The 12,383-nt window shown below is 53.0% G+C and carries 8 protein-coding genes; 7 read left to right on the forward strand and 1 reads right to left on the reverse strand.

Annotated elements, in window-relative coordinates; all coding sequences use genetic code 11:
- The first annotated feature begins 2 nt into the window (after positions 1-2).
- The 7 genes from C2U68_RS04995 to C2U68_RS05025 all read left to right on the forward strand — a co-directional run bounded on the left by C2U68_RS04995 (position 3) and on the right by C2U68_RS05025 (position 10,904).
- Complete coding sequence (locus C2U68_RS04995) at positions 3-3,020, forward strand: response regulator (protein WP_140911417.1); 3,018 nt, start codon at positions 3-5, stop codon at positions 3,018-3,020.
- A complete protein-coding gene (locus tag C2U68_RS05000; protein ID WP_140911418.1) occupies positions 3,013-3,918 on the forward strand; it encodes a diguanylate cyclase domain-containing protein in 906 nt (301 codons plus the stop codon). The genes C2U68_RS04995 and C2U68_RS05000 overlap by 8 nt, the downstream gene beginning before the upstream one ends.
- A 168-nt stretch (positions 3,919-4,086) precedes the next feature.
- On the forward strand, positions 4,087-4,344 hold the full coding sequence (locus tag C2U68_RS05005) for a hypothetical protein (protein ID WP_140911419.1): 258 nt from the start codon (positions 4,087-4,089) through the stop codon (positions 4,342-4,344).
- Between the two features lie 427 nt (positions 4,345-4,771).
- Entirely contained in the window at positions 4,772-6,100 is a 1,329-nt protein-coding gene (locus C2U68_RS05010; RefSeq protein WP_140911420.1) for a selenium-binding protein SBP56-related protein, read from the forward strand.
- Positions 6,101-6,293: 193 nt separating this feature from the next.
- Positions 6,294-8,168 carry a cytochrome c peroxidase gene (locus C2U68_RS05015; RefSeq protein ID WP_140911421.1) on the forward strand — a complete coding sequence of 625 codons (1,875 nt, stop codon included), beginning with the start codon at positions 6,294-6,296 and terminating at the stop codon, positions 8,166-8,168.
- 411 nt (positions 8,169-8,579) lie between these two features.
- Positions 8,580-9,524: a DUF4238 domain-containing protein gene (locus C2U68_RS05020; RefSeq protein WP_140911422.1), complete on the forward strand. Its 945-nt coding sequence runs from the start codon at positions 8,580-8,582 to the stop codon at positions 9,522-9,524.
- Positions 9,525-10,904, forward strand: a complete 1,380-nt coding sequence (locus C2U68_RS05025) for a hypothetical protein (RefSeq protein ID WP_140911423.1) — start codon at positions 9,525-9,527, stop codon at positions 10,902-10,904.
- Between the two features lie 60 nt (positions 10,905-10,964).
- On the opposite strand, the gene C2U68_RS05030 is transcribed toward C2U68_RS05025, so the two are convergent.
- Positions 10,965-11,996, reverse strand: coding sequence for a hypothetical protein (locus C2U68_RS05030; RefSeq protein ID WP_186289499.1), 1,032 nt, complete (start codon positions 11,994-11,996; stop codon positions 10,965-10,967).
- Between the last annotated feature and the right edge of the window lie 387 nt (positions 11,997-12,383).

Raw genomic sequence — 12,383 nt, forward strand, 5'->3', positions numbered from 1 at the left:
CGATGCGCGCTTTACCCGACTTCCCGAATTGGTCTTTACGCCGCAAACTGCTGACCATCATCATGCTGAGCTGTACGGTGTGTCTGCTGGTGAGTTTATCGGCGGTGGCGATCAGTTCCGCTATCAACCGTTACCGCAGCGCATTACAGGACATTTCCGGTCTGGCCGACGTGTTAGCGGAAAACGGTCAGGCCGCACTGGTATTCTCGGAACGCAACGAAGCCGCCCGCTTGCTCAATTCGCTGCAAGAGCACTCGGAAATCGCCGCCGCCTGGATGGTCGCCGCCGACGGTTCGGTACTGGCCGCCTGGAATCGCAGCGGCTCGCCGACCGCGCCGCCGCGCGATTCCCGCTCTCCGGCGCGGGAACTGCGCACCGATTTCTGGCGCCGTAGCGCCGAGCTGTATACGCCGGTGATCCGCAACACCGAATACATCGGCTATGTCCTGATGCAAGCCGATTTTACCGGCCACTGGAACAGCCAGCTCGCCGATCTCGGCACCGGCCTGGGGGCGGCAGCCCTGGCCTTGGTGGTGGTATCCCTGCTGGCCCTGCGCTTGCAGCGCATCATCTCCGGCCCGGTCGAGGAGTTGGCAGCCACCGCGCGCCTGATTGCCCACGAACAGAACTACACGCTGCGCGTACCGCAACGCCACCGCGACGAAATCGGCGAATTGGTCAAGGCCTTCAACACCATGCTGGAAGAAATTCAACGCCGCGACCAAACCCTGACCGGACACCGCGACCGCCTGGAACACGAAGTGGCGCAACGCACCGCCGAGCTGCTGCAAGCCAAGGAACAAGCGGAGGCGGCTTCCCGCTCCAAAGGCCTGTTCCTGGCCAACATGAGCCATGAAATCCGCACGCCGATGAACGCAATCATCGGCTTGTCGGATTTGGCCTTGAACAGCAACCCGCCGAGCAAGCTGCGCGATTATTTGCGCAAAATCCACACCTCCTCCCTGGCGCTGCTGGCACTGACCAACGACATCCTGGACTACTCGAAAATCGAAGCCGGCCGGATGGAATTGGTGGTCGAAACCTTCAACTTGGAAGAAGCGCTGGAAAACGTGCTGAATTTGTTCATCGTCCGCGCCGAAGAAAAACAACTGGAAGTGGTGCTGGAAATCGACCCGACAATCCCGCTGATGCTGGACGGAGACTCCTTGCGCCTGAGCCAAATCCTGAACAATCTGGTGGGCAACGCCGTCAAGTTCACCCAGCGCGGCGAAATCCACATCAAAGTCGTCCTGCTCGCCAAACAAAACGGTATCGCCCATCTGCTGTTTTCGGTGCGGGATACCGGTATCGGCATGACCGCGGCGCAAGTCGCCAATCTGTTCCAGGCCTTCACCCAAGCCGACGGCTCGATTACCCGCCGCTTCGGCGGCACCGGCCTGGGCCTGACCATCAGCAAACGCCTGCTGGAAATGATGGGCGGCGACTTGCGCGTCGAAAGCGAAATCGGCAAGGGCAGCCTGTTCGAATTCGGCTTGCGCTTGCCGTTCTCGGCCGAGAAGCAAAGCCGGCAACAACAGGAACAATTGGCAGGCATGCGGGTACTGGTGGTCGACGATCTGGATATCTCCCGCCAAATGCTGCGCGACATTCTGCAAAACTGGGGCTTCCAAGTCACCGAAGCCGCCAACGGCAGCGAGGCCCTGGCGCAGCTCGGTCAGGCCAACCAATCCGGCAAGGACTTCGAACTGGTATTGCTGGACTGGAAAATGCCGGGACTGGACGGCATACAAGTCACCCGGGCGATCAGAGACATGGTGCGGCAATCGAAAATCCGCCACGCGCCGGTGGTGATCATGGTCACCGCCTTCAGCCGCGAAGGCCTGCTGCACGCGGCCGGCGATACCCCGCCCGACGATGTGCTGCTGAAACCGGTATTGCCGTCGATGTTGCTGGATTCGGTCACCCGCTTGCAGGGCGGCAAAACCGCCGCCGAACCGAACCGGCCGCAACTGGCGGAAATGGCGGCATCGATTCGCGGCGCGCGCATCCTGTTGGTGGAAGACAACGAGATCAACCAGATGGTAACCTGCGAATACCTGACCAACGCCGGCCTCAACGTCACCGTCGCCAACAACGGCCGCGAAGGCCTGGAAGCGATGCGACGCGAACGCTTCGACGCCGTATTGATGGATCTGCAAATGCCGGAAATGAGCGGCATCGAAGCGACGCGGCTGATCCGCGCCGAAAAGACCCGCGACGAATTGCCCATAATCGCCATGACCGCCGCAGTGCAAGAGCCCGAGCGCAGCGATTGTTACGCTGCCGGCATGAACGACCATGTCGGCAAACCGGTACTGCCGCAAACGCTGATCGCGGCCTTGCTGCGCTGTATCCGGCCACAGGCCTTGCTGCCGCAAGGCGGTTCGACCGCAGGCTTCGCCTTGACCACCCGGCGCACTGATTTGCCGGGTTTCGATTGGGACTACATCGCTGCCGCCATCGCCGACAGCCAAAAACTGAAATCGCTGCTGCAGCGTTTTGCCGAAAAATTCACCGATGCCGACGTCAAATTACGCCGCCATTTGTTGGCCGGCGAATTGTTGCCCGGCGCCCAATGGCTGCATTACCTGAAAGGAGCCGCCGGAGCGGTCGGCGCCACGGAATTGAGCAGCATCGCCGGCCGGCTGGAATCGGACTTGCAACAGGGCGTATGGTCGCCGGCGGATTTGGAAGCATTGAGCCAAAAGCTGGCGAAGACCCTGCATACCATCGCCGCCTACACGAATCCGGCAACCGAAAACGGCGAAGACGGTCGGGCCGATTGGCCGGCTGCCGGCCGGTTGGCCGCGCAGTTGGCGACACTGTTGGACGGTAACGACTATATTCCGCGAGAGACAACCGAACAGTTGCGCGAAACCGTGGCCGGAGCAGAGGCCTTGAGGCTGGTGCAATTGATCGAAAAAAACATCGGCGACATCAACTACAGCCAGGCGCGGGAGATCCTGCGTGAGCTGGAGACCATCATCAAACGTTACCTGCCGGAAGCCGCCCATGAATAACGACCGCCTGAAACCGCTGATATTGATCGTCGACGACACCCCCACCAACATTCAAGTGCTGGCGGAAAACCTGATCAAGGACTACCGGATAAAAGTCGCCGCCAGCGGTGCCGCGGCACTGGCGGCGATCGCCGCGCAAGGCGCGCCGGATTTGATCCTACTGGACGTGATGATGCCGGAAATGGACGGCTACGAAGTCTGCCGCCACTTGAAAGCCAATCCGCAAACCAGCTCGATTCCGGTCATCTTCGTTACCGCGCTGAACGACGTCAGCGACGAAGAACGCGGCCTGAATCTGGGCGCATTGGATTACATCACCAAACCGTTCTACCTGCCGGTGGTCAAGGCTCGCATCCGCAACCACATCCGTTTGAAACAGGCCACGGACATGCTGGAAGCGATGGCCTGGATCGACGCCTTAACCGGCATTCCCAACCGGCGCCGCTTCGACCAAACCCTGGACAACGAGTGGAAGCGCGCGCAGCGCAACCAAACCCCGCTGGCGGCGATATTGATCGACATCGATTACTTCAAAGCCTACAACGACCACCACGGCCACGGCGCCGGCGACGACTGTCTGAAACAAGTTGCCGGCCATTTGGCGGCGGCGGTAAGCCGGCCCGGCGATTTGGTCGCCCGTTACGGCGGCGAGGAGTTCGTCATCCTGCTGCCCGAAACCGACACCGCAGGCGCCCTGCAAATCGCCGAAGAGCTGCGCATCCATCTCGCGGACCAACGCATCCCGCACCGAAATTCCCCGGTCTCGGACTCGATCACGGTCAGCCTCGGGGCTGCAGCCGTTATCCCGCAACCGGGCCAAGCGCCGACGTTGCTGGTCGACGCCGCCGACCAGCGCCTATACCAAGCCAAAGACGCCGGCCGCAACTGCGCCCGCTAAGTCTTCCCCGCCGCGATGGAATTTGCATTGGCATTTCCGCTGTGGTAGAAAATTTTTCGCAAACGGTTAAGTACCGGCTTGCGTTTAAGGTTCGAGCGGTCGAAATTCCGATAACCGCGCGAACCCATCTCAGCGTCAATAACTACTACAACACCGAGGAGACCGAGAATGAAAAAATCCCTAGTAACCTTCACCGCTGCCATTACCGTGGCTCTGCTGCCATCCCTGGCGTCGGCCGGCGACGCCGATACCTGCAAAGGCTGCCATAACGGCTCGGTAGCGCCCAGCGTCGACACCCTGAAAGGCAAATTCAAAACCGTCGACGAGTTGGTGGCCGGCGCCAAAGCCTCCAAAAACGACATGATGAAACCGATGCAGGCCGACACGGCCAAATTAAAAGCGGCCGCCGCCGAAATCCTGAAATAAGCGAAAGCCACCAACCCACGGGTCCGCAAACCAGTAGACGGGGTTGCGGATTCTCCCCGCCGCCGCAAAAATCCACTGCGGCGGCGTTCTGATCCGCTACAAGCCCCTCACTGCCGGCATCCAGCCTGCCCTCAGACCTGGTTCAGACCACCGGTACACCATTCACTCCCGGTCTTTAGCACCCTCAAAAACAAGGCCATCGTAACGCTCCACCCGGCTTAATCGCGCCGACCGATTCATCCCGAACAGCATCCGGCGACCGCTTTCCGGTGCCGAGCCTGTCTCGCCAGCCCCCGCCTCCCCTCCGTGCGGAGGGCGAAACCGCACCGGGGATCCGGTATGTTTTTCGGCGTGCCGACATTGCCCCGGTAACGGGCTTGCGGCGCCAACAATGCGTATTACTCCACAATCAAAACGAGCACATACTATGAAAAACATCTCGCTAACCCAATGGCTGGGCTTCGCCGCCGCAGCCTCGATGCTGGCATTCGCCTCCCTGCCGGCGCAATCCGACGAAACCTGCGCCTCGCCGTATATGGCGAAAATCACCGGCCAGGAGGATTTCGTTTATGTTTGGACATTGGGCGCCGAAGGCATCGGCGACGAACAGGACAAACTGGTCACCGTCGACGTCAATCCAAAATCCAAGCACTACGGCAAAGTGGTAGCCAGTGTCTCGGTCGGCGGCCGCAACGAAGCCCATCATTCCGACTTTACCGACGACCGCCGCTACCTGTGGGCCGGAGGCTTGGATACCAACAAGATTTTCATCTTCGACGTCGCCAGCAATCCCGCCAAACCCAAACTGGTCAAAGTCATCAGAAACTTTGTCGCCAAAAGCGGCGGCGTGGTCGGACCGCACAGCTTTTACGCCGTACCCGGCCGCATGCTGGTAACCGGCCTGTCGAACAACAAGGACCACGGCGGCCGCACCGCGGTGGTGGAATACAGCAATGCCGGGCGCTATATCAACACCCACTGGATGCCGACCGACGGCAACCTGCGCGGCGCCGTCAAAACCGGCCAGTACGCTGACGGCTACAACTACGACTTGCGCGCCCTGCCCCGCAAAAATTTGATGCTGACTTCGTCGTTCACCGGTTGGTCGAATTACATGATGGATTTCGGCAAGATGCTGGCCGACCCGGAAGCGATGAAGCGCTTCGGCAATACCGTCGTGCAATGGGATTTGCATAGCCGCAAACCGAAGAAAATATTCGATGTCCCCGGCGCCCCGTTGGAAATCCGTTGCGCCTGGCGCCCGGACCACGACTACTGCTTCACCGCCTCGGCGCTGACATCCAAGCTGTGGCTGATCCATGCCGACGCCAACGACGAATGGCAAGCCAAAGACGTCGCCGATATCGGCCAGCCGGCAGAGGTCCCGTTGCCGGTCGACATTTCCATTTCCAGCGACGACAAATACCTGTGGGCCACCACATTCATGGACGGGAAGGTCCGCCTGTTCGACATCGGCGACGCCCACAACCCGCAACAGGTCTTCGAACAAACCATAGGCTCTCAGGTGAACATGGTGTCGTCCAGCTGGGACGGCAAGCGCTTGTATTTCACCTCGTCGCTACTGGCAAACTGGGATAAGAAAGGGCCGGACAACGAGCAATATTTCAAAGCTTACGCCTGGGACGGCAAACAATTGACCGAGCGCTTTGCGATCGATTTCTATCAGGAAAAACTGGGGCGCGCCCACCAAATGCGCTTCGGCGCTTACGCCTTGTACGGCAAATGGCCGAAGTAGCCGGTTCCGCTAAACCGAGTCGAGCAGACTGGCTAACAGTCGTTTCCGGTTCGAAAATGTTAATTAGAAATTCCTAATTTTCTCCGCTGCGCGGTAAGATGTTCGCCCGAATCGGTCCGGGCGAACCTGCCGCCGGCCCCCATTATTTTCGGTTTCGGCGCCGATGCGCCACCTACTTCCGCGAGCCCGTGCCATGAGACTTTTCTGCTTTTTTCTGTTGTGGTCGATTCTGGCCAGCCCGGCTATCGCCGCCAACGACACCGCGCCGTTGGCACCGGGACACTCCGCCTTGCCTTACCGCCCGGCCGCAGCGGGCAGTTACCGCTTACCGCCGATCGGCCCGGCCGCGGACGGCGAAGTCTTGTCCACTGCCGACAAAGCGTTGCGCCTGCACGATTTGATGGGCGACAAACTGGTTGTGCTCAGCTTCGTCTATGCCGCCTGCAGCGACGTCAACGGCTGTCCGTTGGCGACCCAGGTTCTGCACAAGATCGGCCGGCAACTGCAAAAGCAACCGGAGCTGGCCAAAAACCTGCGGCTGCTGACGCTCAGCTTCAATCCGCTAGACACGCCGGAGACGATGCGCCATTACGGCGCGGCATTCCATGCCGGCGAGTTCGATTGGCAATTTCTGACCACTCGCGACGACGCGGCGTTGCAGCCGATCCTGGACGGTTACCAGCAGAGCGTACAAAAAATTTACGACGACCAGGGCCGCTTCACCGGCACCTTTTCCCATTTGCTGCGGGTTTACCTGATCGACCGCAATAAAAACATCCGCAATATCTACAGCGTCGATTTTCTGCATGCCGACACCCTGATCAACGACATCAAAACCCTGCTGGCCGGCGACAGTGAAGCGGCCGAGCCGCCATCGGCCAGCGACGCGCAGTTGCTCCGCCCCGGCGACGACAAACAAGGCTACCAACAAACCGATTACCGCACCCGCTCCCTGGCCTTGACGCAACGCAAAGGCCAAGCGGCCCGGTTGATCGAATTTGCGCGCAAGCCGCCGCTGGGTCTGCCCAAACTGCCGCAGCCGGCGGACAACCCGCTGACACCGGCCAAAATCGCCTTGGGCCGCAAACTGTTCTACGACCGCAGGCTGTCGCTGAACGATACCTTTTCCTGCGCCATGTGCCACATCCCGGAACAAGGGTTCAGCAACAACGAAATGGCGACCGCCGTCGGGATAGAAGGTCGCAGCGTGCGTCGTAACAGCCCGACTCTGTACAACGTGGCCTATGCCGGATTGTTGTTCCACGACGGCCGCGAAAACAGCCTGGAACAGCAGGCCTGGGGTCCGCTGCTGGCGCATAATGAAATGGCGAATCCGTCCATCGGCTACGTCATCGATAAAATCAAAACAGACGCCGCCTACCGCACCCTGTTCGCCAAAGCCTTCGGCAAGGGCCCGACCATGGAAACCGTGGGCCAGGCGCTGGCCAGCTACCAACGCACCTTAAACGCCGCCGACTCGCCGTTCGACCGCTGGTATTTCGGCAAACAGGCCAAGGCCATGCCTAACGAGGCCAAACGCGGCTTCGAGCTGTTCACCGGTAAAGCCGGTTGCAGCGCCTGCCATCGCATCACCCCCGACTACGCGCTGTTTACCGACCAACGCCGCCATAACACCGGGATCGGCTACGCCGAAGCGATGCAAAAAACCCCGGAGAAACAACGCATCCAAGTCGCTCCCGGCACCTTCGTCGAGGTCGCCAGTGCCAACCTGCAAGGCGTGGCCGGCGAGAAAGCCAGCGACCTGGGCTATTACGAAATCAGCCAGAACCCGGCCGACCGTTGGTCTTACAAAACGCCGACCCTGCGCAACGTCGCGTTGAGCGCGCCGTATATGCACAACGGCTCGCTGGCGAGCTTGGCGGATGTGGTCCGTTTCTACAACAACGGCGGCACGCCGAACGAGAATCTATCGCCGCTGATCAAGCCGCTAGGCCTGACGGAGGCGGAAATCGCCGATTTGGTTGCGTTTTTACAGGCGTTGACCGGCAGCAACGTCGAAACCCTGGTGTCCGACGCCTTTGCCGCACCGGTGGGAGACCAACAATAAGCCGACCGGTGCTGAACTTACAGCCTCGGATATTGCCGTCGAACTCCGGCATAGAGCGTACATCCCTGGGTTTCAGCCAATTTTCAAGATCAAAGGAGCTTTTGCAAAGTGATGTTGGAATGAAGACTGGTGACTCTGAGATTGAGCCCAATCAAACGGCTGGAGTTGGATACCCGGAGAATCCATAGTTTGGTTGCGAGCGTGATTGTCTTGTTTCGACCCATTGCTGACTGTCGCTCCATCTGATTCAATGGCAGCAATTTGATCAATTTCGGTCGCTGTTATTTATTATCGATGATATACGGAAAGGAAAATCATATGCAGATCAATAAACTATCTTGTAGACGAGCTTTTTCCGATAGATATATGGAAACCGTCTAATTCCTTGTTATATTTTTTGAGTGAATTAGAATGAAAAAAAGAAGACATCATTATGTCTGGAGAAATTATTTGCGAGCATGGTCTGACAACGAGCAGATATGGTGTTATCGAGATCAGAAAATTTTCCCTAGTAACTTGATGAATATCGGACAAGAACGTGACTTTTACCGATTAAAGGATCTGACCCATCAGGAGATTGACTTTATAAAGTTGCTTATACATTCAGATCAAACAGAAATGCTCAAAAAGTTAAACCACGGGTGGATTGAACTATTCACTGCTGTTTTTAAAATTCGTGACATCGTAAATAATTTAGGTATCAGCGACGCTGAGGTTGAGCAAGAGCTCGACACACAAATTATTAACTTGGGTGAAAATTTTCATTCAGAAATTGAAGCTAGCGCTATTAAATTTCTAGACGGAATGTTAACTAACAACACTAACTTCTTAAATGACGAGGAGTTTGTTATTGAGTTCATTCACTATATTTGCGTACAGTATTTTAGAACAAAAAATATTAAAGAAAATGCTACAAGTTCAGTGACAGAGCTAGGCCTTCTAGATGTAGATAAAGCATGGAATATATTAAGCCATATCTTTTCAACTACTCTTGGTTGGAGCATATATGTTGAACGAACCTTGTGGAGTGCTGTTTTCTTGGAAAATCATACAAGTACTTCCTTTTTAACGGGTGATCAACCAATTATCAACACATATGCCGCTTTCGGTCATGAAGTAGAAGAACACGACCATTTAGAGTTTTATTATCCATTATCGCCAAAAAAAGCGTTGCTACTAACAAAAAGAAGCGAATATCAAGGAATACAGTGCAAGGTGTTAAGTGAAACTGAAGTAACGCGTTTTAATGATGCTATTGTCAATTTGGCATATAATCAAATATATGCAGCCTCCAAACTTCAACTGAATGAAGTGGCTGAAAAATATACCAAAGCATTGCAGCGGACGAGCCGCTGAATGCGGCGTTATCAAAATACGATGCAAAGCGCAAATAATCCAGAAGTACAACGTGTATTTGAATGGTTTTTAGATTTTATAAAACCAGCAGAATGGCGTACTCGTAAGGAAGCAATAGAAAAGCACCTTAGATATATTCATACAAGAAAAAACTGTCGAGAGAAAGCAAGAAATTATGAATCTATCTCATTTCAGTCCGACAAAATTGGTTGGTATTTGTATCTGGCAGAAATGATATTAACTGAGCCAACAAAATATGAACCGATTCAAGGGGCAAGAGTTATTCCAATATTTGAACGATTAGGCACTGACTTTGAGCTACTTCGTCAAATTGGAGGAATTGATAAGAAAGTAAGTAACCTTTTATCTTTTGGAAAAAGAAATATACCAGAACCTGATTCTGTATTATTTGAAATTTTGGTTGCTCTTTTATGGAAAAGTAATGGCTGGGAAGATGTGTCATTTATACCAGAAGCACCACCCAAAAAAAGTCCAGATATAAAAGTAGCTTCAGGAAATACGGAATGGTTTATTGAATGCAAACGATTGAATGGGACTTCAGGTTACAGCAAGGAAGAGCGGAAAAAATGGTTAAAGATGTGGCGGCATCTTAGAGACTATCTTGTTGACAAGCAGATACCCGCAGTTTTTGAAATTGTATTTCATGTTGAACTTGATACGCTTCCAGATGATTTTTTAGTGCGACAGCTTGCTGGCAAATTATCGTTGTTGTCATCACCATGTATAGTAATTTCTAATGAACAATGGCAAGTGAGCTTTGATACGGTCAACTTTGAAAAGGCGAGAGCACATCTTGAAAAATTTTCTGTCAAAATACCATCCAATCATTTGAATGAACTGATTGCTGGTTATCGTGACCCAAATCGAGGTTTTACACATGTTGTGCTGGGAAAAACTGGTCGCTTTGGAGATGAACGGGTAAATAACAAATATTTAACAACAATGGATTTTGCTGCTGGAGCCTTCTGGCATTGTGATGCAGAAGCCTCCATTGATAAAAAAGCCCGCGATATTCGTAAGCGTTTAGGTGAAGCAGTAGAGCAATTACCAGAAAACAAAAACTGCGTGGTTCACGTTGGGTTAGAGACACTAGATGGTGTGCTTGTTGAAGCAGAACGATATAAACGTATTTTCAACACAGCGCAAAATTTTGACAATTCTGGGAAGGATTTACGTTGGATATATTGTCACCTTTTCCAATCTTATGCGCCGCCCGACCAAGACTGGGTTTTTGACGAAACTGTCCACTATTTTTCCCATAAATACACTGGAAATGAACAGCCATTAAACCATCATTTAGTTATGACATCTGTTGGTGATTCTTGTGATGGTATACATTGGCTGCGAGACACGCCATAGCATCAGCTTACCCCGCTTCATACATGGCCTCAGATTCATCCCAAGACATGTTATATCGCCTTATTTTCTTAAGGATATATCTATCGTACCCAATATTCCTGGCTCAAAATGACAAGTAGCTTTATATGGTATTTTTACACCAAATGCATTTTTAGCTTCGAAATTCATAGTTAATACGACATTATGTGTTACCGGAGCTTCTGAAAAAGTTGTACCCATGATGTCATGAATTTCTGCTTCCGAAGGAATAAGAGCTCTATCCTTTATGCCTTGCTTACAGAATGCAATTGCATTATCTGGAGTCCAAGCTTTTTCCTTTTGGGTTCTTACAGGTGAATCTTTAAGTATTTCACTCTCAGTAAGATAAAGTCTTGCCCCCCCTTCGCAATCAACATAGAAGCGAAGATTTTTTAATGTACTATCATCGTCAACTTCTGCTACTGTAATACGAGGACATTTTCCGCTCTCAATAGCCATTACTGCTGCTTTTTTCCGTAACAATTCTATTTCCTTTAATCGAGGCTTAAATTTGGCGACAGTTTTAGGGTATTCCTTAGATGTATAAGGCTCTAATACATATGAAGGAATTTTTGCTACATTTTTGTTGCCACTTTCTGAGGATGATCCTTTATCAATATACTTAGTTTCAACCCATCCACGGTGTGAGTCTTGGAGCCAATCTGGTTTAATTACTCTTATCCACGACCACCCTTGGCTTGTGCACTCTTCGTAAATTGTAGTGGAATCATCAATGCTCACATACTGGGTTTTTGTACTCATACTGGTCGCAGTTGCATTTACAATTCGGTCATATTTTTTCCCAGGCCCGCTTCTTAATTCATGACCGCTGCCAATCACTTCAAATTGAGCACCTGTATGGACGGCCCCTTCATCGCACTTTATCGATGTTACTGCCTCGGATTCGAGTGGCAGCAAAAACAATAAAATCAAACATACAAAGCAGGTATTAATTAATTGTGTACGATGCCTAACCGGATACTTGAAACTGTATTTCTTTATAATTAGCATAAATTTTATATGTGCGCGGTTAATGGTTTGCTGGCAATAGCCTATGTGAATCTTGCATATCATCGACGATTGCCTGAATCGAGGCAATGAGCCCGCGTAACTACACAGCGGCAGCGTAATCGTGGGAATGATAAAGTTCCGGTAGGGTGGAGCATTTTCCTTTGAGTTATCACTACGTTGAGCGACAGCTTTCAGGTTTTTTGCTGCCAATCCTACGTTATCATTCAATGTCGCAAAGTGGCCGATAACGAGCATAAACTCGACCAATTTTGTACCTAGCAAGCCATTGAGCCTCTCAAGGCTCTGACTCTATTTTCCATGAAACGGTACCTTTCAAAAATCAGCGCAGTTTCAATTTCCCCCTAGAAAACAAAGCCGGATTAAAATCGTTCGGCTCGGGCATACTCGGGAGCGTAAGCGTTTTTTCGAGTGTCTTCGCGCCTTTCGTGT

Origin of the sequence: Methylomonas koyamae (genome assembly GCF_006483455.1) — a bacterium.
Lineage (GTDB): Bacteria > Pseudomonadota > Gammaproteobacteria > Methylococcales > Methylomonadaceae > Methylomonas > Methylomonas koyamae_B.

Excerpts from the sequence above, each read along its gene's own strand:
- C2U68_RS04995 (WP_140911417.1), top strand. The coding sequence starts at position 3 with ATGCGCGCTTTACCCGACTTCCCGAATTGGTCTTTACGCCGCAAACTG.
- C2U68_RS05000 (WP_140911418.1), top strand. The coding sequence starts at position 3,013 with ATGAATAACGACCGCCTGAAACCGCTGATATTGATCGTCGACGACACC.
- C2U68_RS05005 (WP_140911419.1), top strand. The coding sequence starts at position 4,087 with ATGAAAAAATCCCTAGTAACCTTCACCGCTGCCATTACCGTGGCTCTG.
- C2U68_RS05010 (WP_140911420.1), top strand. The coding sequence starts at position 4,772 with ATGAAAAACATCTCGCTAACCCAATGGCTGGGCTTCGCCGCCGCAGCC.
- C2U68_RS05015 (WP_140911421.1), top strand. The coding sequence starts at position 6,294 with ATGAGACTTTTCTGCTTTTTTCTGTTGTGGTCGATTCTGGCCAGCCCG.
- C2U68_RS05020 (WP_140911422.1), top strand. The coding sequence starts at position 8,580 with ATGAAAAAAAGAAGACATCATTATGTCTGGAGAAATTATTTGCGAGCA.
- C2U68_RS05025 (WP_140911423.1), top strand. The coding sequence starts at position 9,525 with ATGCGGCGTTATCAAAATACGATGCAAAGCGCAAATAATCCAGAAGTA.
- C2U68_RS05030 (WP_186289499.1), bottom strand. The coding sequence starts at position 11,996 with ATGATATGCAAGATTCACATAGGCTATTGCCAGCAAACCATTAACCGC.